18 protein-coding genes and 1 pseudogene are annotated in these 24173 nt (G+C 42.0%); 2 read left to right on the top strand and 17 right to left on the bottom strand.

The genetic code is table 11. From position 1 onward, the window contains the following. Positions 1-111: 111 nt before the first annotated feature. On the top strand, positions 112-1104 hold the full coding sequence (locus tag ASL11_RS22400) for a helix-turn-helix transcriptional regulator (protein WP_056619925.1): 993 nt from the start codon (positions 112-114) through the stop codon (positions 1102-1104). A gap of 35 nt (positions 1105-1139) precedes the next feature. Here the strand turns inward: ASL11_RS22400 and ASL11_RS22395 are convergent, their stop codons facing one another. The 12 genes from ASL11_RS22395 to ASL11_RS22340 form a co-directional block, all read right to left on the bottom strand. Then, positions 1140-1388, bottom strand: a complete 249-nt coding sequence (locus tag ASL11_RS22395; RefSeq protein WP_056619923.1) for a hypothetical protein — start codon at positions 1386-1388, stop codon at positions 1140-1142. Then, entirely contained in the window at positions 1385-1915 is a 531-nt protein-coding gene (locus tag ASL11_RS22390; protein ID WP_056619921.1) for a GrpB family protein, read from the bottom strand. Before ASL11_RS22390 ends, ASL11_RS22395 begins: the two co-directional genes overlap by 4 nt. A gap of 407 nt (positions 1916-2322) precedes the next feature. Next, entirely contained in the window at positions 2323-3474 is a 1152-nt protein-coding gene (locus ASL11_RS22385) for an acyltransferase domain-containing protein (RefSeq protein WP_056619918.1), read from the bottom strand. A 106-nt stretch (positions 3475-3580) separates the two neighbouring features. Then, complete coding sequence (locus ASL11_RS22380) at positions 3581-4225, bottom strand: zinc dependent phospholipase C family protein (protein ID WP_056619915.1); 645 nt, start codon at positions 4223-4225, stop codon at positions 3581-3583. Between the two features lie 110 nt (positions 4226-4335). Beyond that, positions 4336-4815: a DinB family protein gene (locus tag ASL11_RS22375; RefSeq protein WP_056619914.1), complete on the bottom strand. Its 480-nt coding sequence runs from the start codon at positions 4813-4815 to the stop codon at positions 4336-4338. 98 nt (positions 4816-4913) lie between these two features. Continuing rightward, on the bottom strand, positions 4914-6710 hold the full coding sequence (locus ASL11_RS22370; protein WP_056620255.1) for a sensor histidine kinase: 1797 nt from the start codon (positions 6708-6710) through the stop codon (positions 4914-4916). 17 nt (positions 6711-6727) lie between these two features. Then, positions 6728-8164 carry a response regulator transcription factor gene (locus ASL11_RS22365; RefSeq protein ID WP_056619912.1) on the bottom strand — a complete coding sequence of 479 codons (1437 nt, stop codon included), beginning with the start codon at positions 8162-8164 and terminating at the stop codon, positions 6728-6730. Between the two features lie 153 nt (positions 8165-8317). Continuing rightward, a complete protein-coding gene (locus ASL11_RS22360; protein ID WP_056619909.1) occupies positions 8318-9910 on the bottom strand; it encodes an extracellular solute-binding protein in 1593 nt (530 codons plus the stop codon). Positions 9911-10041: 131 nt separating this feature from the next. Then, positions 10042-10902, bottom strand: a complete 861-nt coding sequence (locus ASL11_RS22355; protein ID WP_056620253.1) for a carbohydrate ABC transporter permease — start codon at positions 10900-10902, stop codon at positions 10042-10044. 26 nt (positions 10903-10928) lie between these two features. Further along, entirely contained in the window at positions 10929-11846 is a 918-nt protein-coding gene (locus ASL11_RS22350; protein ID WP_056620251.1) for an ABC transporter permease, read from the bottom strand. A gap of 255 nt (positions 11847-12101) precedes the next feature. After that, a complete protein-coding gene (locus ASL11_RS22345; protein WP_162261667.1) occupies positions 12102-12686 on the bottom strand; it encodes an AraC family transcriptional regulator in 585 nt (194 codons plus the stop codon). Continuing rightward, positions 12643-12993 (bottom strand): cupin domain-containing protein, encoded by a 351-nt coding sequence (locus ASL11_RS22340; RefSeq protein ID WP_162261666.1) that lies wholly within the window; start codon positions 12991-12993, stop codon positions 12643-12645. The genes ASL11_RS22345 and ASL11_RS22340 overlap by 44 nt, the downstream gene beginning before the upstream one ends. A gap of 148 nt (positions 12994-13141) precedes the next feature. Here ASL11_RS22340 and ASL11_RS22335 point away from each other — a divergent pair, with 148 nt between their 5' ends. After that, positions 13142-15853: an MGH1-like glycoside hydrolase domain-containing protein gene (locus tag ASL11_RS22335; protein WP_056619901.1), complete on the top strand. Its 2712-nt coding sequence runs from the start codon at positions 13142-13144 to the stop codon at positions 15851-15853. Positions 15854-15906: 53 nt separating this feature from the next. On the opposite strand, the gene ASL11_RS22330 is transcribed toward ASL11_RS22335, so the two are convergent. The 5 genes and pseudogenes from ASL11_RS22330 to ASL11_RS22315 all read right to left on the bottom strand — a co-directional run bounded on the left by ASL11_RS22330 (position 15907) and on the right by ASL11_RS22315 (position 24165). Next, positions 15907-16197, bottom strand: a complete 291-nt coding sequence (locus tag ASL11_RS22330; RefSeq protein ID WP_056619898.1) for an HAD family hydrolase — start codon at positions 16195-16197, stop codon at positions 15907-15909. A gap of 165 nt (positions 16198-16362) precedes the next feature. Next, positions 16363-16782 carry an NUDIX hydrolase gene (locus tag ASL11_RS22325; RefSeq protein ID WP_056619895.1) on the bottom strand — a complete coding sequence of 140 codons (420 nt, stop codon included), beginning with the start codon at positions 16780-16782 and terminating at the stop codon, positions 16363-16365. A gap of 67 nt (positions 16783-16849) precedes the next feature. Further along, a complete protein-coding gene (locus ASL11_RS22320) occupies positions 16850-17185 on the bottom strand; it encodes a hypothetical protein (protein WP_056619892.1) in 336 nt (111 codons plus the stop codon). A 59-nt stretch (positions 17186-17244) separates the two neighbouring features. Then, positions 17245-17391 (bottom strand): annotated as a pseudogene (locus ASL11_RS37620) (DNA topology modulation protein FlaR); the annotation flags it as partial. Positions 17392-17643: 252 nt separating this feature from the next. Beyond that, positions 17644-24165, bottom strand: coding sequence for a polysaccharide lyase family 8 super-sandwich domain-containing protein (locus tag ASL11_RS22315; RefSeq protein WP_056619889.1), 6522 nt, complete (start codon positions 24163-24165; stop codon positions 17644-17646). Positions 24166-24173: the final 8 nt, after the last annotated feature.

The following is a 24173-nucleotide window of genomic DNA, read 5'->3' as shown; positions in this document are numbered from 1 at the left end:
CATAAATAGTAGACTGTAATATCATAGCTTTAGTCTTATTGTAGCCAATGAATCATGTCACCTGTTGTCATATATGTGTGTTAGAATCAAATTACATGAAGGGGGATGCAGATGAGAGCGGATCGGTTATTGCAAATAATGATGCTGTTGCAAACGCGCGGCGGCATGACAACTCGAGAGTTAGCCGCAAGACTCGAAGTCTCGGAACGGACCATTCATCGGGATATGGAAGCGCTAAGCACAGCGGGAGTTCCCGTCTATGCGGAACGCGGATCTGCAGGTGGATGGCGGCTAATGGAAGGATATCGAGCGGATTGGGCAGGGTTGCACAAAGATGAGATGCTAGCATTACTAGCCGCTGAGCCCCATCGACATTTAACCGATCTAGGTTTCGGAGATGCTTATGAAGCGGCGGTTTTGAAAGTGCTCGCTTCACTTTCTCCTTCGTTGCGCCGCGATGCCGATTATATGCGCCAACGGGTTTATGTGGATGCAGCCGGCTGGCATCAAAATGCCGAAGAATTACCATGGTTATCCCTCCTGCAGGAGGCTGTATGGGAAGACCGAAAACTGCGACTGCTATACGCCTCAGGTGGCGACTCAGCAGCAAGCGAACGCATCTTGAGTCCTCTCGGGCTTGTTCTCAAGGGGGCACTTTGGTATCTCGTTGCGGCTGGCATCGAACAAGAACCACGCACCTATCGTGTTTCACGCATCCAGGATGCTTCCTTACTGGATGAGCCGGTGGTGCGCCCGGATCATTTCAACCTCGCTGCTTATTGGCAGCGTTCGGTCGACCTGTTCCGCAGCTCACTTCCACACTACGCGGCACAAGCACTTGTGCATCCGAGCGTCTCCACTCGGCTTGAGATGACTCGCTTCGTTCGCGTAGTCGCATGGCACGAGGGACACGAAGAAGCAACCAGCTCGGCAAGCGCCACCGCGGTCTGGCGCAAAGCAGAGCTGGAGTTCAATACGCTGAGCTCCGCATGCGAAATTCTGCTTGGCTTTGGGACAATGGTACGTATCTTGGAACCCTTAGAGCTCCGCGAAGCACTGCTAGAGGCAGCGAACAACATTGCTTCTATGTATAGAAGCAGGTGAGGACTCATAATAAGTATGCTTAACCTCAAATGTCCCTATGCTTTTCGCCTAACGTATCGCACGACCCTAGAAATTGCTGCATACATAATGAAAGTAATTACAGCAATGACTGGAAACATGACTGGATCTATATGAAGCACGGTGAAGTAAGAATCATGATACTGAAAATCTTCTTGAGGCTCTCGTAAACTACTAAGATTGACACTAGCACCCATTGCAAAATACGCTAATAAAGGTACAATCAAGGATACTAGTATCCCGGCAACCATGTTCTTCCTACTCATGCTAATCGTTCCCTTTCCTCTTCTCCCCATCGCAGAGCCTTCTCAACCAAGTGATTGATGCGATTTTCCTTCACTTGTTGGTATTGATCATTCGGATAGGACGCTAGTATGTCCAGCTTGAGTTGACCGTATTTTTCAGCTTCAGATGGATGTTGCATCAAATAGGCTTTAAAATCCAAATAGGTTCGTATCCTTGGATCCCCTTGCTGGTAAATATGAATGTGATGTGTTCGTTGTAACTCCCCTTTAGTGAAGTACCTTCTATTCGGAATGCCGTTCTCCCCTCTTACTCGGTATCCCGCGCTGATCATTTGCTCGTTATATTCATTCACTTGTTCAATAGCTTTCACGATGATCAGAATATCGATAATGGGTTTGGCATAACCGATTGAGGGCACTGAGGTACTTCCAACGTGATGGATGTCAACAAGTTCAGTCTGAAAAATTTCCCGTAAAACTTTGGACTCCTTCTCAAATTGTAGGTTCCATTCCTGGGTCCATGGAGAAATCACCCATTGTCTCTTCAATTGTTTACTCCTCCCACATGCACGCTACTCCTATCGTATCCGTGCTATTTCTTTCTATTTCAATATGGATTGGAAAAAACCTCCTCACCACTTGCGATGTAGTACGACGCTACATACTTATACTAACTGGAAAATATACAGTTATTTACGAGACATTTGCTCGAAAAATCGATTTAACTGGAAAACATGTAGTTAAATTTGGCTCTTTTGCTCAGATCGAGTGAAATGGTAAAAATTAACTGTAGGTTATCCATTTATTCTGCGTTCGATGGGAAAATCTTAAAAATTAACTACAGAAAATCCATCTATTTGCTGGGAGCACAAAGTAGTTAGTATCGCCTGGCGAACAACAAAAAGGAGCAATGCCCCGCGGCAAGCTCCTCCACAATCGATTCTCGATAGCGTCCCTATTTATCTTCCTTTTGATAAGTAACCGTTCCGAAATCACCACATATATCAAGAAATACGCCATTCATATCAAATATCTCTTTATCTTCATCTAAATAAGCAAGGACCTTTCTCCTTAACGATGTATCCGGTTTCGCATCCTTTACTTCGGTCAATTCATTGAATACAAAATTCCATAAAAAACGCACCGAACCCGCCGTCGGATAGAGATAGAACTGCTCTTGGAATCTGACGATATTGCTTGTAGGCGGTAACATTTCCCTAAGTTGTGGCGTAAAAAGCCATGTATGGCATGCCATACCTTTATATTGGACTTCCGGAAAATAAGTAGCATAAAATTCCTTGGCTTGTACGTAGGTGTCTTTGATTTGTTCCATATCAAAAGCCGTATCTCTCGGGATATGAATCTCAAGCATCGTATCATCTTTGTCTAATACTTTTTCCCATTCATCCCGCTTAAGCTTCACGGGTTCGTTTAAACCTTTGCCATCAGGGGTAATTGGATTTCCAATGAAATAATCTTCTGTTTCCTCATATTCCGTCACAAATCCATCGGTTGTCTTCTCTTTATTGCAAACACCTTGCTTATCACCATTTGCTCTTAGCTCCATGCCTGCACTGCATAGAAGCAATAAACAATCTTCTTTCGCATTGTAAAAGCCTTTAACGATCCCAGAAAAATTCGTTGCAATAAATTGCATACCACCAATCCGAAACATTCTAGCCTCAAGATGCCTCCAAATCCAACTGAAATTTCTAATGGCATAATATCCGACTAGATTGTAGGCATTTTGAACCCATACACCGATATCCCTTAAGGTTTCTACAAATAACTCTTCACTCAGTCCTCTTTCAGCATACGTCTTTTCGGCAAGAGGCAATCTTTGCAATGCTGCATGCAGATAAAACAGGGAAGCCGAATTTCCGAGCACTTCTTCCACATAAGTATCTATAGCTAGCGGTTCCCAAACAGTCGTCCAATAGCCACTTTCAATATTTTTCTTATAAAATTCCATGTAAATATCCAAAAGTTTTGGATCATTATTTATTTGATCTACGATATTCATCAAGATTTCGGTTGCGCCTTCGGGCATCAAAATTTTTCGGCAGTACTGCTGTGTCACGTCTTTCTTTAATAACAAAAATTCCATTCTTGTACTCCTTTCAGATTAAACAATTGCTACCTAAACAATTATAACCGATTGTCTTACGGATAGTAATTCCGTTCACATATTCAGCGCCGCGGATTGTTATTTGCTAACCATTCTTCCAAGTTTTTATTAGACTTTTCAGCTCATCTACGGTGTCATTAATAAACAACTTCACAATGTCATCCGTGATATAAATGGGTACAATACAAGGTTCTTTTTCTTCATTTCTAAGATTCTGCATGATGTGTGCACGATACTGCGTAATTTCTTTGATAGTGAGTAGGTCAGGAACTGAATATTCTCTAGCTTTTAGCAAAGAATCGAAAATCTTATTTGACCAAGCTTCATTCCTATACAAATTATAATCAATTTGACAAACCTCTATATTGTATCGACTTTTAATAGATTCATTTTGTCCGTCTATCACAGGTTTCATTTTATCGACATAATCATTCCAAACGGTCTCCGTCCATTTTAAATCAGCATACAGATGTGAGACATATCCAAGTATAAATTGATCATTATCATGGTCATTGTGCGTTATATGTCGTTTACAAAAATCAGAGAAGGTTTGAAGATTGGGCATCGTGCCGTTATCCTCACACAAATGAGTTCTACCTTTATCTTTCCTAGTCGTATTCGCTCTCATATGAATGGCATCAGGTGCGATACTCCCAAGCAAAAATTCTGGCGATGGATCATGATCAAAACATTTTTCCGCAATGCTAAAATGTACCATTGGCCAAGGCATGATAAATCACTCCACGTATCAGTTTCACAACATTCAAGCATCATAAAGACGCCAGAAAGTGGAAATTAGTTCAGATGTACTTGTATTATCGCTTTGTACGCGGGAAGAGGCTATATCACCATTAATATTTGATTTTTATGATGATTGTCATGATCGTTAAATTCGTGAATGATGTACAACAATGAATAAGGTGTGCCGGTGTGTGGGCAATTTTCAATGCCATTCACGGTAACATGTTTAGCAACAATTTCGGTCTCTGCTAACAAAATGTCAACCAGCTTAAGACGCGTCTGCTTGAATTCCTCGAGCAAGCGGTCTATGGAAATCCCCGATCTGGCATATTCATAAGCTAATCTGTTGAACGAATCGAAATCCGGAAACATCATACCTTCACCATTTGTAATTGCTGGGATAATCGTCGAGATTAAGTAAGAATCCCAGTTTTGAAGATGCGATACGATTTCTCCTATGGATGCTTTTCCTTCAGCAATAGGCTGTAACCACATACTCTCGGGGACTTCGCGTAACGTATCTGTCCAGTTTGTAAATTCTTTATATCGAAGAATCGTACTTGTACCCAAGCTACTCATATTGGAATCTCCCATTTCATTATGAAATATTACCCTATTCCAATAATACCGAATACACGTTCGTAAGTGAAGGTGCAATTTTAATATGTGCAAGTCCCTCACATACACGGAATCTTAACGATCACCGTGGTTCCGTAACCAATCTCACTTTCGATCCCTACCCCATAACCTTCTCCAAACAGCAGCTGTATCCTGTTATTTATATTGGAAATCCCGATACTATTCCCAACAAAGCTGTTTTCCACTCTCTCCGAATAGGCCATATTCAGCTTCGCTTTCATGCTTTCGAGCTGATCTTTACCTATGCCTTTTCCAGAATCCGATATTTGAAAACAGACATCGCCACTCGCATCTATCTGTCCGCTCACACGAAGATGTCCTCCGGCGTCCATACTTTCAAGTCCATGATAGACTGAATTTTCAACAATAGGCTGCAAGATCATTTTAGGCGTTTTCATTTCCAGAATCTTTTCATCCACATCTATTTCCATATCAAACTTGTTTTCATACCGAATTGAAATAATTTTCAGATAGGCCTGGATGCATTGAATTTCTTCACTGATCATCACAAGATCGTCTTTTTTAATACTATATCGAAAAATCTTTGACATCGATGAAGTGATCATCGCTATTTCCTTGCTGCCATATTCAAGCCCGATACTGCTTATACAATTCAATGTATTATAAAGGAAATGCGGATTTATTTGACTTTGTAAGGCTGAGAATTCAGCCTGTTTTTTGCTGAGCTCAGACTCATATAATCTTGCCTGTGTGTGGAATATATTGCTTGTCATCTCTTCCATTTTGTCAATCATGCTATTGATATCATAAGCCAACACGCCGACTTCATTGGTTGAACGCACCTTCACTCTAAACCCTACATCTCTTTTACCAATTTTCTTCATATCTGCTATAAGACCCATAACAGGTCGTGTCAGGTTATTTAAGAAGAAATAACCCAGAATAATCATACTCAGAATGATACCAATGCCAGCTATAATGCTAATGTTTTTAATAGCATACATATCAGTTGTCAACTCTTGCACCGGAATAATACTTACAATACGCCAGCCATCAGCCTGTTCCAAATCTTTTTCCTGGACGATTACCTCTTCATCATTAATTGTCGTTTTTACCCCATTAGTTAAACGGTTCCGATCTACAGAAAGGATATCCTCGTACAAAATACCGCGGAAATTTGCATTATTGGATACAATAACCTCATTTTGGCTGTTTAAAATGTATAACGTTGAGTTAGGCGTTAATTCCGTATTCTCAACCAGTTCTTTCAACTTTTCCGTGTTCACCATAATAGAACAATAGCCTGTCCTCTGAGAGAATTGAACCCCGCCAATCGATTCAATAATGGGTGCTATATAAAAGAAATAATCGTTTCCTGTTTTTTCGTCTTTTAGAAGGTTTGTAAACTGTCCTGTTTCAACTGAATCCCCATCATTTTTATAGCTACTAATAAATTCTTCGTATTTTTTCGAATAAAAAATATCACCGTTTCCAGTACTATGGACTCGTCGTCCTTGATTATCATTAATAACAATGCCATTCACATAGGAATTAAAGGATCTCATATATTCCATAAGTTCAATTACATAGGTACCTATATCAAAACTCCGCTTATAATCATCATCAGCGATCGTAAATTCTTGTATCTTTTTATTATCAACAGCTATTTTGGTACTAACTTTTATATCGTTAAAAACGGAATTTATCTTTTGGCTTGTTTGTTCAATGATCTTATTCCCATAATTCGCAGCTCTGTTCTGCGTCAGATTATAGAAACTATAATAGGAATAAAACTCCATAATTGAGAAAATGATAACCGAAAATAAAAATATCAGTAAGATCTGATGCTTTAGTTTCAGTCTACTAATCTGCAAATTCCTCACCCCGACCCTCAACTCTTTCTGAACTTCGTAGGCGTAATCCCACTTTGTTTCTTAAATACTTTGTTGAAATAATAGTAATCCATATAACCTACTTTTGCTGCAATTTCATCAATTGACAATTCGGTATGTTTCAAAAGCTCACAAGCTTTCTTAATCCTCAAATCAGTGACATATTCTGAAAAGGTTTTACCCAAATTCTTCTTGAATAGTTGGCAACAATAGACTTGATTGATTAGAAACTTCGCAGATAAATCTTTGAGGTACAGTTCACTCTGAAAATGAGTGTCAATGTATTTCACCATTTGGGCAAAATAGAAGTTTTTATCCCCTTCATTCGCAGATTGATGGTTCAGTTGCTTTACGTACGTCATAATGTCAGTTAAAAAACTGCACAATGACTCAAAAGTTTCAAAACGCTCCTTCAGTTCAGAGTAATTCAGGAAATCAAGTTCCATATATTGCAGCTCTTCGTAATAGCTGCCCACTAAGCTACTCACCAGTTGATTCCATAAATAAACCACCTCTCCCATCCCTAAATGATGTTGATGAAAGAAAACCATGAGTCTATCCATGATGTCATTCATTTCTTCAAACTTTTTCTCTTGAATAATAGAACAAATACCATCTATATACGGTTTAGCCAAATTAAGCTTTTGTTCATACTCAAAGATACCATTGGCTTCATTTATAAATACGGTTGACGCAGCGATATCTGCTTCTTTAATAAGCTTTGTCATATGATCATATTGATTCGAAATGCTACTGATTCCTACCGCTTTTATATCTAAATCACTGAAAACAGCTGAATCAAAACGAACATCCAAATCCATTCTATTCTCACTTTTGAGAATATATAGCGTCTTTCTTGATCCCAAATCAACTGTCAATGTAGGTTTAAAATTGAAAGCACTTATGTCATGATCATGCTTTTTCTCACCATTTGAATACATGATAATTACACGGAAGTAGTAGTCCGTTGAATGATCAAATAACTGAGTTAAACGATTCAATTCACTTTTATCCGATGAGGTTAGCGCCTCTAAGATCTGGTTATTTTTTATACCTCTCTTCGTAGAAAAGTGCAACGCCAGTTTCTCTATTAATGGATCTGCCATCTCAATATCTAAAGGTTTTAGGCAATAATCCAGCGCACCATACCTTAGGGCTTCCTGCGCATAAGCAAACTCAGCGAAACCGCTTACAACAACAAATTCAACATCCAATCCCATGTCTTTGGTCTTTTTCATAAGATCAAGGCCAGAAATCTCAGGCATTCTTATGTCTGTAAAAACCAGATCAGGACGATCCTCACAAATAAAATCAAATGCTTTATGGACACTGGTAAATTGGCCAGTAATTTCAAACCCGTATTTCGTCCAGTTAAATGCGTTCCGTATTCCTTTTATCGCCCATGGTTCGTCATCTACAATAATAACACGATTCATAAGTACCCCCTGTGTCAGCTTATTTGATCGTTATAAAATTTTAACTCTTTGGTAGCGAGATAACAAGTTGACAACTGTAGACGTTCCATAATAAGAGCCTATGGATATAACGCCGTTATGTCCATAGGCTTTGTACGCTATAAAGCAAATTTATTATTTCTTAGTTGTTTGCATAGCCTTGTAGATCTTCACATTCTCATCCATAACGGCCTGCCCGCCTGCTGCCATATATTCTGCAACGAGCTTATCGTACAAACTATCGAATTCTGCTGGCTTACAGACGATTAGCTTATCCGTCATTTGTTTGTTCATATCCCCAAGCGTTTTGCCAAACTTAATATTGGATTCACTTGGTGTATCAAAGAAGTAACCCGTGTACGTGTCCGTCGTATTTATTTTGTAGGATTGTTCTGCAACAGCTTCGAGTCCCGGAGCCGATGCAGCTAATGCTTTGATATTCTTCTGCTGATCACCAAGCTCCACACCATTTACAATCAATGTAAGATCTAGATTTAGATAGCTGGTTTGCATATTGTCACCTGTTTGATTGATAACCTGTGGAATACCATCTACCATCTTATGATTAACCCCTTCTTGACCGTATTGCAGAAAGAATAATACTTTGGGGTCGGACATCCAGTTTAGATATTTAATAGCCAATTCTGCATTTTTACTGCTCTTAGGGATAAACACATTCACGCCATTTTCATTGTACGCAATTTTCTTATATTTCCCTTCATAATTCTTGAAAACATCAATAGGTACAAAGTTTGCGCTAGGCACATTTGTTTTTAAAGGTACACTGATATTTTGACGTAATGGATAATCCCAGTTTGCACTGAAGAATCCGACTTTACCGTTCGTAACATCTGCATCCGCTTGCTTGGCTGTTTTGTCTAACGCAAAATCAGGGCTAATTAATTTTTCATTGTAGAGCTTGTTAAGAAACTTAAGTGCATCCTTATTTCCAGGTTTTAACCAGTTCGGAGCTGTAACGAATTCTTCCTCTGATTGTTTCCCCCAGTAAGATTCACTTAGATTTCCAGTGTTGTAATTAAAACCTGTTGCTGCCAATCCCCATGGAATCACACCATTCACGCCGCCTGGATTTTTATCTCGGAACGCAATTAGCGTATTATATAACTCATCCCTCGTAGTAGGAATCGGCATCCCTAATTTATCTAGCCAATCCTTTCTAATAAACATACCACCCCATGCCAGTGAAGTTCTTTTAGCAGGGATCGCCATCTGTTTCCCATTAAAGAGTCCATAAGAAAGAACCGTCTTACCTAGATAATTCGTTAGTTCCTTACCCTGCTTAGCCAACAAATCATCCAATTGAAGAATACCATTCACCTTAGCGTATCTTGAGACGGTCGGACTGTCATAGGTAAACGAAATATCTGGTGCCTCATTGGCTGCCATCAATACATTGAGCTTATCAATTTCCTGGTTCCTAGGAACTGGTATAAATTTAACAATAGCATTATTTTGCTTGCCAAAATTATCATTAATATACCTTGTCCACGTATTATTGTTTAGATCAGGCTGCCCCTGAATGCCTCTATCAAATATTTCAACCGTTAGTGTAGTCGGTGGACCTGAAGGCTTAGCAGATGGGGCTTCTGATGTAGTCGCCGCTGACGTTGCTTTGCTTTCATTTTTAGTATCGCTGCTACATCCGGCCAATGCACTTGTTAGGAGTGTTAATACTGGTAATATAACCAACATTTTTTGTATTTTCATTGTTCAACCTCACCTTTATCTTATAATTATTTCGAGTTTCGTTCACATAATGATCTAATCGTAGCTGATCGGTAACTGAATCACCACCTTTCATGCTTTTCAAAAAATAACTTGCTTGAGCAACCTATTTCTCAACCTTTAATGGCCCCCGTCATGACACCTTCAACAAAATATTTTTGAAGTTTAGGGTACACCACTAAGATAGGAACTGTAGCAAACATGACACTTGCAGCTTTCAAGGATTCCGGAACAATATAAGCACCAACACTACCTTCACCTTGCTGGGTATCTAACTGTTGATTTGCCGTAATGATTTGGTATAGCTTTAATTGCATGGGATACAAATTCTTATCGGTTATGTAAAAGAGAGCATCCTGGAATCCATTCCATCTGTCTACCGCGTAGAAGAGGCTTAAAGTTGCGATCGACGGCAAAGAAAGCGGAAGAACAATTCGAAAGAGTATCCCTAGTTCGTTACAACCATCTATAGAGGCCGATTCTTCCAAACTTTCTGGAAGTGATGAGAAAAATGTTTTTAGAATAATCAAATTGAACACACTCATCGCACCAGGCAATAGTAAGCTCCATATGGAATTCATCATTCCTAAATTTTTCACCAACAAATAACTTGGAATTAATCCACCGCTGAAGTACATGGTAATGACCAAAATCGATAGAAAAAAGCTTCTTCCCTTCAATCTCTTTTTTGTAAGCGGATACGCAGCACATATCGTTAAAAACATACAAATGAGTGTATATACAATGGTAAGCACAATGGAATACCCCAGCGTATAGATCATTTCTACATCACTTAAGATCGTTTTATAGGTCTCAAGTGTGAATTCTACCGGCCAAAGTGTTACCTTCTGTGAAACAATGGCACTATTGGAACTCAGAGAAAGCGCAATCATATATAGAAATGGAACAAGGCATGTAATAGATACACCTATAATGAATACGATAATAGCCATATCAACGAAATTAAATCTCATCTTCTTGCTCAACACACTCACACTCCCTACCAAATTCCCTGCTCACCAATTTTTTTGGCAATAAAATTCGCTGTCACTAAAAACACTAACCCTACAACCGATTGAAACAATCCAACTGCTGTTGCTTGCGAGAAATCCCCAGACCCAATTCCTATTCGATATACAAATGTACTGATAACATCGGAGTATTCACTTACCAAAGAATTCCCCATGACAAAGGGTCGATCAAACCCAATCGAGAGCATCCTTCCAATTTGCAAAATAAGTAAAATAATAATGGTCGGTTTTATGCCAGGCAAAGTAATATGCCATATTTTACGAAGCCTGCTGCACCCATCCATATCTGCAGCCTCATATAACTCCTTATTGATGCCAATGATGGATGCTAAGTAGATGATTGTACCCCATCCTGCACTTTGCCACACCCCAACCGCTAGATACATGATTAGCCAGTTGTTTTTTTGTGAAAGAAACTCCATGTGACCAATACCAAGGCTAGATAAGACGCTATTCGCCATGCCTCCGGAAGAAAACATCAGGTAGACCATACCGCCAATAATGACCCAGGATAAAAAGTGCGGTAAATATAGAATGGTTTGAGTCACTTTTTTAAATCTGACATGCCGAATTTCATTCAACAAAATAGCCAGTATAATGGGTGCCGGGAAACCTGCTACTAAATCCAGAAAGTTTAAAACAAGTGTGTTTTTAAGCGCACGGTAAAAACTACTTTGTTCAAAAATGAATTTGAATACGTCAAGCCCAACCCATTCGCTCCCGCTAATTCCTCCGAAAATGTTATAATCCTGAAATGCCATCACTACACCGTATATTGGCGCATATTTAAAAATGAATAAGTAAGCCATTGGTAATAGTAAGAGCAAATATAGTAGAAAATCTCTTTTTAAATAATATACGATACTGTTCTTTCTTCTTAGATTCATGTTGTCCTGATACTTTCCTAAAACCGCTTTCAACGATATCATCCCTCCCACTACAAAGTTGTTTTCTCCAGCAATTTGCGCTACAAATCAGGATATCTCATGTAAAAAATTATACTCGCCAGAATTTTTAATAAAATGTATTAATTTAAATTAATTTTGTAATAATTTAATCTCTGGAAATTCGCATAAAGAATGCGTCAAATAGCCCCCACCACGTTGCCGTGTTGGGGGCCGTAATATATCGAAATGGATTATTCACATTTTTTGGAGATTCCTTCTCTCAACAAACTGTCTCGGGCTGCAGCCGAAATGCCTTTTAAACAACTGATAAAACTGGGCAGGGCTTGTAAACCCGACTCTACCGCTTATTTCTGTTACCGACCATGTCTCTGTCAACAGGAGTTGTTCCGCTCGTTTCATTCTACGCATTTGCACATAGGACGTAAACGTCATCCCCATTCCTTTCTTAAACAGCTTGGCAAAATAACTGCTATTGTAGTTCAACTTAGAGCTAATATCTGTGATCTGGCAAGGCGATTCTAACAGCTGCTCAATATAGGCTAACGCTGGGCGCAATTTGAGGGCTAGTTGATGATCCATCGGTTCAATAATTTGCTCATCGTCAATTTGAATCAGTGTGTATAGGAGCTTTTTCAAACTAGCATTTACGGCAAGCTCGTAACCTCTCCCTTTATCCGTTATTTCTCGAAGCATCTGAATAAGGAGCTCATGAATGAGTTGAATGCTTAACGGATATTTCCTCAACGCGTCACTCAACCGTGTTAAATTGGCTGATCTACCAGTAAATGCGGCCAGATAGGATAGCAACGATGGGTCCATGAAAGCGGACATATCGACATGGCAAACAATATATCAGAGGAGATTGTCCGTATTTGTGAGATCGATGAAGCTCGTTCGAGCCTAACATCACCACATCGCCGGCTTGCAACATGTATGTTTGCTGTGTCGTCTCAATGGTCATCGTCCCCTTCAGAACCGTGATCCACTCCACTTCCTCATGGTAGTGCCAGGGACCATATTGAATGGTCGCTTGAATTGGATGACAATTAGTCCATATTTTAATCCGGAAATTCGGGTCTGCATAATCGACTTGTTCGTTATCGTAAGCGGTCAAATTTACGGCCATTTTGTTATTGTCCTTTCTTTCATATACTCCTGCTATCATATCACGAATGTCCGTATTCAAGATAAATTGATCCGCTATCAAGAGGCTTTTCGACTTCATTTATTTTAAAATAAAGAGAATATGACATCTGTTAAAGGAGCGATACTTCATGCACGAATTTGACAACCTCACCACTGATCATGACCTTAGACTCCCTGCTTGGGGACCTTACACCAAACAATACATGGGTATCTCTCATATTAGTGATCCAGCGAGAGGGTTACGATTTGATCTGAGTTTTATGCCTGGGTTCTATCGAAGAAAAATAGATATTCCAAGTGTCTTGTGGGAATCCGGCTATCATCCTTGGGAAGCTACACCGGATTACAGCTTCTTTTCCCACCGCCATGAGCTGGAGTGGAAGGATCGTGTCTACGCTGATATTTCGTTCAGTCGGATTGACGATCATAGCCGTCTCATCCGTGCTGCCTTGGCCAATCACACGGAGCATCCACAGAATCTTGTGCTGCACTGGATGGCTTCCCTTCAGCCGCCTCGGCTTCCAGGACATGGTGAAGTTCATGTATACGCGGATGCACAGCTTCCTGAGGATGTAGCGTGGGTGGATGCGTTAGATTACAGCGAATTGACATTCGCCCAACCGCGACCATCCGATGGATTGGTCTATGACGGATTTGCACGTGGAGAGATTCGTGGACAGCATTATACAGGCGGATCGGCAATCGGATGCCAATTCGGAGATGATGTTGGTGACATGCTGCGATATGAAGTAAATGTCACAACCCCCTTACAAGATGGTGTGCTTCTGTTACGCTATCAAGCGGCGCAAGGCGGGGAGCTTGAGATTGGACTTGAACAGGTGAGACATAGTCTTCTCTTGGAGCCGTCAGGCACATTGATCGTTGCAGAACTTCCCGTGGGGAAACTTTCTGCTGGCAAGGTCACTCTTAGCTTGCACAACACTTTGGGCTCTAGTCCAATGATCATTGACGGATTCGCACTCCTTGAGCGCAGCGCATGCAAAGATGTCGCTTTCATTGATCGTCCTTGGCATATTAAGCCTGAATTACTACCAGGTCCCGTTCCAAGAAGTCTCATTCTTCGATATCCAGACAGTCCCTGTCATTATGGCCTCCTGTGGAATTATTCAAATGCCCAGATTCGTCAGATCAGCAATGACGAATTGGATCGCTTTGCCCGCCATACCGTGCATAATCATGTCGATGACATTTTGCAGGGTAATGGAAAGGGTCATTACACAAATGTGTTTATGCGTCCTATTCATTTACTCCCGGATTCAACCATGATACTTCACGGCATGGTTTGCTCGGGGACTTACGAAGAAGTGCTTGGCTATATGTCCAACTTTACACTTGACTATGGGAAGTGCGAGTCGATCTATCAAGCTGAACGTACCAAGTTGAATCCGCCTCCTTCCTATCCATCCGGTGATCGCTATGCGTTCAGCCAGCAGCTCATGCGTGCTACTTTGCTAACGAATACCGTCTATCCCGTCTATACGAAACGAACATATATAAGGCACAGTACACCTGGCCGATGGTGGGATTCGCTGTATACATGGGATTCTGGGTTTATCGGACTCGGCTTCTCGGATATCGATACTCAGCGAGCAATGGATTGCTTGAATGCTTATATGACGGAACCTGGTGACCCTCAAGCCGCCTTCATACATCACGGCAGCCCCGTACCTGTGCAGCATTATGTGTTCCAAGAGTTGTGGAATCACGGACAATCTCCTGACTTCCTGCAACATTTTTACCCGCGATTGCGGCAATATTACTTGTTCTTCGCTGGCAAAACCAGCAGTTCAACGACCAATACACTACGTACCGGCCTACTGAAAACATGGGATTATTTCTACAACTCAGGGGGCTGGGACGACTATCCACCACAGAAATACGTGCATGAGCACGATTTGGAAGCTACAGTTGCTCCCATCATTACAACGAGCCAAGCGATTCGAATCGCCAAGATACTTAAGATGGCAGCGGCAATGTCTGATGATTGGCAAATGGATATTCGGGGATACGAAGAAGATATTCGGCTATGGAGCGAAGCGTTGGAAGCCCATGCATGGGATGAAAAAGCAGGCTACTACGGTTATGTTGTACATAATCAGCAGGGCGAATCTGTGGGCCATTTGCGTCATCCCTCTGGTGCCAATTACAACATGGGAATGGACGGCCTCTACCCGCTGGTTGCCGGTGTCTGTGACAGCGATCGTGCAAACCGTTTAATTACCGCACTGTTTGATGAAGCACGCTTATGGACATCAATTGGCTTATCAACCGTTGACCAAAGTGCACCTTATTATCGAGCGGATGGTTATTGGAACGGTGCGGTCTGGATGCCGCATCAGTGGTTTTTCTGGAAAACAATGCTCGACTTGGGTTTCCCTGATCATGCTTTCCGCATAGCCAATACCGCTCTAGAATTATGGAAACGCGAGACCGAGGCTACCTACAATTGTTACGAACATTTTATCGTACAGACAGGGCGTGGCGCTGGATGGCATCATTTCGGCGGTTTATCGGCCCCTGTCATCAATTGGTTTGCTTCCTACTATCAATTAGGTAAAGTTTCTACTGGCTTCAACGTGTGGATGCTGCAACAACACTTCAATAAAGAATTCACGGAATACCGTGCGGAATTTCACTATGCCGGGGAAGCTGAACAGACATTTAGCATGCTTATCAATTTAACTGAGGGAGTACCATATATGGTTGTTGGCACGGGGTGTAACGTACAAAGCTCGCTTCAAACCAGCGGAGGATTGGCGTTGATAATAACTGACTGCTTGCCACGTGCGGAGATATCGATTCAACCTGTTCAATCATAATGGATAGGCAACGCGGAGAATCTGGTTCACAGGTTCTCCGTTTTAACCACTCCCTAGCAAATGCTATATATCATCTTTTCTAATATTTGTGCAACGCCGTCATTATCATTGGTTTCTGTTATTTCATTTGCTAATTCCTTTAGCTCCTCAACCGCATTCATCATCGCAACAGAATACGCAGACATCTTAAACATTTCGAGGTCATTGTAATCATCGCCAAATACCACAACGTCAGCCATATGTATGCCATAGAACTGAATTAATTTCATTACGCCAGTGGCTTTGGATACGGACTTATTCATCATCTGAATGAGTTTGCCTTGATCTGTTAATACAAAATGCACATTACCTTCAAAAAATATCCGTAATTCCTCAGGAATTCTTATCCGAGTTCAGTAGCGTTCCATCAAGATCAAGTACAATTGCTGACAATCCTAACCCGTCTACCTCCATTCAATAATAAATACTAGTATTCGATCTGAAATGATCCACTTTTGAATCTCAAGAAATTAACTCATTTCCTCTAAAAATTCCACACAAAATGGATGATTTTCTTCATGTAAACAAAACGCTATTCTCTGCCTGAAATTTAGAAAAGTTACCATTTCCAATGCTTGTTCAATTGGGAAAAAGCCTACTTCGAGAGACTCAGAACTCGTTGTTAACTCTCCTCCGACTGGTCTACCTAAAAACAAAGTGTTACAAATAGACTGCGTGACATTCTGGAAAACACCACAAAATTTGGTCACTTCTATATCAATACCACTCTCTTCCTTCGTTTCTCTAATCGCTGCGTGTATCAATGATTCGCCTTCTTCAACCACGCCACCGGGCATTTCCCAACCTCGTTCAGGGCCTTTGATTAATAAAATTTCGTTACGCTCATTAAGTACAATGGCTGCTGCTGAAAGAAAATGTTTTGGCATCATCTTCGTGTCCTCCTATGGATTTCATAAATTGAAATTATCATCATTGACCCCTAACCGTAGATCTCTCTCACCTATGTCGAGATCTATTTTCCCTAATCATCCATATACCCGAAATCAGGTACATAACTGAAGTAATACCAAAAATTTTAAACATACTCGGGGTCATTGCGGTGTATAGACTTATAGGAAGTGACCAAACAAATGCAATAAACATAAGCGAAGGCCTTTTAATAACGGCCCCTAGCAGTGCTACACAAGCTGGAATAAAAAGCGTAAATAATGTATTTATTAAAACGTCATTGTCGACACGCTCATGAGTGTATGGATTGAACAAAGCAAATATGATCCAAAGTATCATTGAACCAGTTGAAGCGAGTACACCAATGAGTTTTGGTAATTTCATCTTTCATTTACCTCCATGATAAACCTCATTATTAGACTTCACTAAAATATTGCTCAATCATCTTCACCTTTATGTCTTTTCCAAACTACGTTATCTAATTCATAGTAGGGTATGCTGTGTTTTCGTGATAAATTTCTAGCAAGGGTGGTTTTATTGATTCCGACTGAGCCTATGATATGTATTTCCTTCGGAATATTCACGTTCAGATGGAGCACCCCACTTTTGTAAAATGTGATATTCCTTAATTCTCTCTAGCAGCTTCTAATTCCTTCCATCTGTTCATACGACTACCGGTAATCATACATCCTGATAACTATAAGGGGAATGTAGCGCCGCTATTTCGTCTCAAATGATCCGTTCCCCTTCGACCACAAACACGCCATTTCTAAACAAAAAGTCCATACCGGAGTATGGACCATGGTTAAACATATTTCTAGACTAAGTTCGAATCACCAAACTCATTTATTATAGATTCTATAGATGATTACAGCTGCTTCGGCTCTTGTTGCATGACCATTTGGATTTAACAAACTTCCGTTGCCTTGAATAATACCTTCCTTGCTCATTGCTGCTAGATCTTCAACGGCATATGCAGATACATCGGACTTATCTGTAAACGCATTAAGATCAGCGCTTGTGCCGACGGTATTAAGCTTCTTCGCTGCTCGCATTGCTCTAGCCGCAATAACCATCATATCCTGCCTGGAAATCGCAGTATTCGGGTTAAATTGGTTACCTCCACTACCCTGGGTAATGCCGAGGTTTTTCGCAATAGCCACAGCATCATAATAGTATGAAGCCTTGCTGACATCCCCAAAATTACCATCGATATTTGCCGTCAAACCTAACGACTTAACCAAGAGTAACAAGAAGTCTGCCCGAGATATGTTTGCAGCAGGCTCAAATGTTTTCTCGCTTGTTCCATTAATGATCCCTTTGGCTGCCAATACTTCAATGGCATCTTTAGCCCATCCATATTGGGCTAGGTCATCATAATTTTTGATCACATATGCTACGGCATATAAGCTAAAATGTGTTGTAGTAAAGCTAATCGTTCCAGTTTCTGCGTTGTATCGACTATTTGGAACAGCCAACGCTTTACCAGAACCGTCAATGTACCAGATCACAAGGTGCTCAGGATGTCTTAGTTCTTCCGCAGTAGGTGTGTAAGGGATGGTTACCTCAACAACTGCATCTGGATTATTGAACGCTATTCGTTTCCCATCCGCCGTAGCATGCAGCTCAATAACAGGTCTGTTTCCCGTCTGCGCCTTCACGGCATCAGGCAGTGTAACAGGGTCTACAACGCCTATCGTCAATCCGATTTCCTTCACACCGTCCGTATTGACATGAGCAAACATATTGGTAGGAACTACAACATTGGCCGCGTCCGTTTTAAACTCAAGTTTCTGAGTCGTTTTATCATCCGTTAGTACCGCTGATGGAAGAAGTATCGTGTAAGCCGTTGCACCTTCCACCTTCGGAACATCGATCGATATACGTTTCGTACCCGTCGTATCTGCCTTCATCTGTTCCAACACATTAAGAATAACTTTCGGCTCCATGGTTATCTTGGCCTCACCGGTCTTCGTGTCAAGGATCGGCTTTTGAATGATTGAATCACTTGGCCTTGGTCCCGTTATTGTACCAGGATTTTGTGAATTCCCCGAATCGTCGTCCTCATCGTCTGGAATAGTCACAGGATTCGTTGGCACCGTATACGCCACTGTCTCACTCGCTGTTGATAGGTGTCCCCAGTTATCATAGGCCACAATCGTATAGTGATAGGTTGTACCAGCTTCAAGCCCATTATCTGTAAATGCGGTAGTAAAGGTTCTGCCTACTTCCAGACCATCCCGATAAACGATGTAACCCACTTGTCCGGGATCTTCGTCTGTCAATGCTGACAGAATGTGCACTTCATTCTTCAGGCTTTTCGATTCCATCACTGCTACAGGCGTGCCAGTTGTAGATGCAGTCACTTGATTGGAGGCATCGGAAGCTGCCGTACCTTTTACCGCAGCAACTTTATAGTAGTACGTTGTTCCGCTAGTAAGCCCATTATCGGTAAAAGTCAGATCTGTACCCGCATACACCTGCTTGTAGCCTTTGTCTGGACTAAGGGACCGGTACAGCTTGTAGCCAGCAGCTCCAGCGGAAGCCCCCCAAGTCAATTTAATACTTGAAGCCGTATTTGCACTTGCTGTCAGAGACGTTGGTGCAAAAGGCTTGAAATACGCTTTGACATTGTCAAAATCCACGCTGCTCACATTATCAGTTGCTACCTTCACGCCGTAAACGGAGGATGTGGCTGTTCTAAAGCCAAACTGACTCGCGGATGCTGTTGATGAATCATTGACAAATAAGTCGAATTTATTCGTGTTGGTATTCAGAACAATTTTGGTTTTATACCATGTTCCATCGAAGACAACCGGAGAGAAGACCGATGTCTTAGAGCTGCTGCTAGAGGACTTATAGGCAAAAATTTGGCTGGCACTAAAATAGGTGTGTACAGCTGCAGCGCCGCCAGGTGCAGTAATAACAGGTATGTTTTTCCAATTAGAATTTGTAGGCAGGACATCTGTTTCTACCGTTACGATCCCTTGAACCCCTTGGGCATCGCCAAAGGTTCTTATCGCACTTGTCTCTTGAGCATTGCCGCCAGTAAGTCGAACTGCGTGACCAGGTGCTGCAGCATAAGTGGCATTTACAACTGTCACTGGCCTTCCTGTATCTTCCACAATCGTCCAACCTGCTGGATCCGCACCGAGCGCATCGCTATCAAAATTGTCGTTGATCAGTGTTTGCACAACATTGAACGAAGATGAAACGGGGTTTGAATCCGGTGATTCTCCCTCTTCGTTAACGGCAACGACCTTGTACGTATAGCTTGTGATCCCATCAAGTCCCGTATCCAGAAAGGATGGACTGTTCGTCGTACCAACAAGTTCAAACTGATCGCCACTTACCGTGGATCTGTAAACGGAATAGCTGGCAGCATCCTTGCTTGCCTTCCAGCTTAACTTGATTGAAGTGCCCGTGTTATCGCTGGCAAACAGAGCTTCCGGTGCTAGTGGTAACGTCAGACCCGATGCATTTGTTGTGGCTGATGTTAGCAGGCTTGACTCTGCCGAAATCGCACCGCCGCTTAAGGCTACCATTTTGTAATAATAAGTTGTTTTGGCAAGTAAACCACTGTCCGTATAGGAATTGCCTGAGGGCACCTCTACCGCTAATTTAAAGCCCCTGTCTGGTGCTTGAGAACGATAAATTCGGTAACCTGTAGCTCCTGCAACCGGCGTCCAGGATACTTTTAAACCTGACCCAGATTGTTCGCTTGCTGTTAGATTCGTCGGAGCAAGCGGTACATAAGAGATCTTGACTTGATCCAACTTCATAGAGCTGGCCGTACCGCCTAATGCAAATATGATGGTATTGAGATTGTTAACCGGACTTTCTCGGAAGTTCCACTGGTTGCCTACAAGTTGATCATCGACATACATATCGAATTTCTTGGTTGCCACATTAACAACCGCTTTCAACTTATAAGACTTGCTTAAATCCATCGGATTCAAAAGATCAACTTTGGAAGAACCGCTGTACCCCCATATCTTGTTGCTCTGCATAATGATGTTGACGGCGCGTTTGTTTGTAGCGCTATCTCGAAGATCAAGCACGGTCTTGTACTGAATGTCATCCGCTTTCACCGTAACTTCCGCCGTCACAATGGCGCCGGCAGGTATACTCAACGCGTGGCTTACGGAGGGATCCCCTTGATAATTGCTATTTTTCTTTATATAAACATAGGCGTGCGTCGGTGTCTCTTCCTCCACCGTTGCCTCTGTTCCCGTTGGAAGGGTTGTCACCCAGTTTCGTTGGCCGTTCAGTTCACCTCGATTGAAGTCATCGAAATTATCATCAATGGCAGACGCCGGTACGTTAAAGATGGTTGAAAGCGGAGCAGAAGAAGCAGATTCACCGCCTGGATTTAATGAAACAATCTTGTAATAGTAATTCGTCCCTTCTTCCAAACCGGAATCCGTATAACTAGTTGATGTGATGCTCGTACCTGCACCTGTCACCAACTCGAAATCACCTGTTAATGAAGCTGACCGATAGAGCTTATATTCCGTAGTGCCCGGTACTTCATTCCAAGTTAATGTTAGCGTAGTACCCATATTATTTAAGACTCTCAGTCCAGTTGGCGGTACAGGCACTGTCCAAGCTGAAGTGATCTCTGAATAAGCAGATATCCCTTTATTGTTTACAGCTATAACTTTATAGAAGTACTGCATGCCGCTACCCAGATTTGTGTCTGTATAGGTCGTGTCTCCAGGTTGAAGATCAAGAATAGAGTAGTAATCTCCATCTTCCGAATTAGACCGGTAAAGCCTGTAGTCCGCTGCACCTTCTACCGCATCCCAATTAACAGTCAGGCTATTCACAGTGTTCCCGCTGATCGTTAGGTTAGTAGGAGCCACTAGTGGAGCATCCGCTCTGTCTACGGCATGCCAAGTTAATTGAACACCATTGGCACCTGATTTGGCGGCTGTAAGTCCAGTTGGCGCAGCAAGTGCCTGCTTTTTCCCGGGCAAGCGGAATTTAACTTGAAACGTCTTTCCTTTTGCCTCTTTGACATTAACGGAAATTTTGGCTTTACCATCTGCATGGTTCAAGGAAACGCCTGGATCAATCGTAACGATATCGCCGAAATCCGTATCTAAAACAAGATCAATTGTCCCTGTATTAGCCATCGTAGGATCGGAGACGGATATTTCCATATCCTCTTCCGTCTTCTTTAGCATGACCGAAGCTTTTTTGTTACTCGTAACCTGATCCACAGTCTTCAATCCATCATTCCAGAAATTAATCCCTGTAATTCCTAATTTCGTTTCTTTGACAGCTTGCGCTTGCGGGGAGTTCTCAATGACCTCGATATCGGGATGCGTAGAATAATTCCCTACGTCCTCGCTGGATTTACCCGGCAAGAGCACATAGGAATAGTTCTCATCCTGCGGATTCGTGCCATGATCAAACCATAAATTCATATAAGAACGGGTGGAATTGGTTTGAGTTCCTCCTACATTCGTACTGAGCCATTGATCCGTACGGCTCTCACGCAATACGTTAACAGATCCTGCAACCGGGAAGTAGTAACCAACGTCTGAACCCGGCACTTTACCTTGCAAGTGAGCCCAACTCACATTTGGCAACGTTTCACTAACGCCAAGATTCTCTGGATGTTGTTGGCCGTTAATTGTGAGGACATTGTCTCCGTTATCATTTAACTTGCGATTCTCAATGATCGTCTCAACATCCTTATTGTCGTTGGATGAAATACCTGCACCGAGCGCAACGATTTCATCATCGAACATAAACCAAGACTTATTGGCTTCAAGTGTAGCCCCTGGGCTTCTGAACTGCATGCCGGATACACCGTACAGTCCGGAGATTTCAGTTCCACCTACCCAGTTATGAGGACTTAACTGACCTGATGTATTCTCCGAGTCATGATTTACCGTTGTTCCCGGAAGTCGGTAGCTGTTCACTGTCGGCCAGAAATCATCATCGAATTGACTAGCATCTGCGTTGTATAGATAGGTCATGCCATCACCGGTGTGCCAACCCTTCAAATTTTCACCATTAATCGATTCATAGTTCGCAATACGGTTCGAAAACATGCTGATGCCAAATCCATAGCCGTTACCCAGATGCACCGTACGATCCATGCTCGGGTACTGTTTATGCGTAATGAGCTCGCCTCTCGGATTAACCGAGTTGTCCTGCATCAGCTTCTTGAGTTCAACAATGAGGGAAATTGAAGACAACGTCGGATAAATGTCATCATACGTGTCTTGCTCAACCCAATACTTCACCATACTTTTATACGCTGCCGCTTCTTCAGCAGGAGCAAGGATAGCTAATCTTACCAGGGATCCGATGACGTTATGTCCAGCGTGCCCGTTCCCTCTGGATATATATCTGCCTCTGACCATGTCCATCATCTCGCCGTCATAAACAAAGGTCTCGAAGCCGTCAGACACATGTTTATAAAATACAGTTAAATTCGGGTCAATGATCTCCCATGTGGATTGGCTAAGTACATAAATCATTTTCGATAAATTATCGAGCATGCTTATTCCGTAACCGCCATTATACGCATACGTGTGATGCTGGATAAAGGAACCGTCCGAGTAGAAGCCATCGTCAGTCTTTACATCCGCCAGCACTCTGCTAACGCCATTTCTGGCATTGAAGAGAACCGCGGAATTTTTACTAAGCACGCCATGTATCATCGTAATATTACAGAATGAGATTTGATTAGCACCGGTAGAAGCCGGATTGTTCAAATCAGGCAGCATAAACTTCACTTGCTTCAGAATGATAGCAAGCACTTCAGGCGAAAGCGCATCATTGAGCAGAACGCCTATGTTATCTAAGCTTGTTGGCGATGCGATTTCCCAGTCGAACCAGTTATCGTACCGCTGTGTTCGCGTCGGAAAACTTTCGTTATATCGGTTGAAGTACATCCATTCAAGTCCACTTTGAATATCTGCCAATAGCTCCGAGTTCCCTTGAAGACTGGACCCCTTCGTACTGTAGGCGATAGCCATGCTTTCAAGTCGTTGGAAGCTGCCGGATACGTGTGCGGAAATAGGCTTTTCAATTTCAGCAGTACTCGGATCATCAACAGTATCTTTAGAAGAACTTAAATCACTCCATAAATAAGTCCTGTCTGTTTGTTTAGTCATCGTGCTCCAAGCATTTTGAGCGGTTGTTGTGATGATATCAATTTTGGGACGAATATCTGCATCGTCAGGATCAAATGCGGGTCCGCCTGTGATCATATCAAATAGTCTCTGTCTCAGGACATCGAACTCATCTAGTTCAGCTGCCTTGGAATAATTAGGAACCAGCATAAAGCACATTAGCAGTACCATCGCCCATATTCCTGTTTTACGTAAACGCTTTCTTCTCATCATTTACC

This window comes from Paenibacillus sp. Soil750, assembly GCF_001428045.1.
Lineage (GTDB): Bacteria > Bacillota > Bacilli > Paenibacillales > NBRC-103111 > Paenibacillus_E > Paenibacillus_E allorhizoplanae.
Note: the sequence above shows the minus strand (reverse complement) of the source record. Positions and strands in the feature narration are given on the sequence as shown.

What these genes read in the sequence shown, in the direction of transcription:
- ASL11_RS22335 (WP_056619901.1), top strand. Translation starts at nt 13,142, where the DNA reads ATGCACGAATTTGACAACCTCACCACTGATCATGACCTTAGACTCCCT.
- ASL11_RS22340 (WP_162261666.1), bottom strand. Translation starts at nt 12,993, where the DNA reads ATGGCCGTAAATTTGACCGCTTACGATAACGAACAAGTCGATTATGCA.
- ASL11_RS22395 (WP_056619923.1), bottom strand. Translation starts at nt 1,388, where the DNA reads ATGAGTAGGAAGAACATGGTTGCCGGGATACTAGTATCCTTGATTGTA.
- ASL11_RS22385 (WP_056619918.1), bottom strand. Translation starts at nt 3,474, where the DNA reads ATGGAATTTTTGTTATTAAAGAAAGACGTGACACAGCAGTACTGCCGA.
- ASL11_RS22325 (WP_056619895.1), bottom strand. Translation starts at nt 16,782, where the DNA reads ATGATGCCAAAACATTTTCTTTCAGCAGCAGCCATTGTACTTAATGAG.
- ASL11_RS22350 (WP_056620251.1), bottom strand. Translation starts at nt 11,846, where the DNA reads ATGAATCTAAGAAGAAAGAACAGTATCGTATATTATTTAAAAAGAGAT.
- ASL11_RS22380 (WP_056619915.1), bottom strand. Translation starts at nt 4,225, where the DNA reads ATGCCTTGGCCAATGGTACATTTTAGCATTGCGGAAAAATGTTTTGAT.
- ASL11_RS22355 (WP_056620253.1), bottom strand. Translation starts at nt 10,902, where the DNA reads ATGAGATTTAATTTCGTTGATATGGCTATTATCGTATTCATTATAGGT.
- ASL11_RS22320 (WP_056619892.1), bottom strand. Translation starts at nt 17,185, where the DNA reads ATGAAATTACCAAAACTCATTGGTGTACTCGCTTCAACTGGTTCAATG.
- ASL11_RS22315 (WP_056619889.1), bottom strand. Translation starts at nt 24,165, where the DNA reads ATGAGAAGAAAGCGTTTACGTAAAACAGGAATATGGGCGATGGTACTG.
- ASL11_RS22345 (WP_162261667.1), bottom strand. Translation starts at nt 12,686, where the DNA reads ATGGACCCATCGTTGCTATCCTATCTGGCCGCATTTACTGGTAGATCA.
- ASL11_RS22365 (WP_056619912.1), bottom strand. Translation starts at nt 8,164, where the DNA reads ATGAATCGTGTTATTATTGTAGATGACGAACCATGGGCGATAAAAGGA.
- ASL11_RS22375 (WP_056619914.1), bottom strand. Translation starts at nt 4,815, where the DNA reads ATGAGTAGCTTGGGTACAAGTACGATTCTTCGATATAAAGAATTTACA.
- ASL11_RS22400 (WP_056619925.1), top strand. Translation starts at nt 112, where the DNA reads ATGAGAGCGGATCGGTTATTGCAAATAATGATGCTGTTGCAAACGCGC.
- ASL11_RS22360 (WP_056619909.1), bottom strand. Translation starts at nt 9,910, where the DNA reads ATGAAAATACAAAAAATGTTGGTTATATTACCAGTATTAACACTCCTA.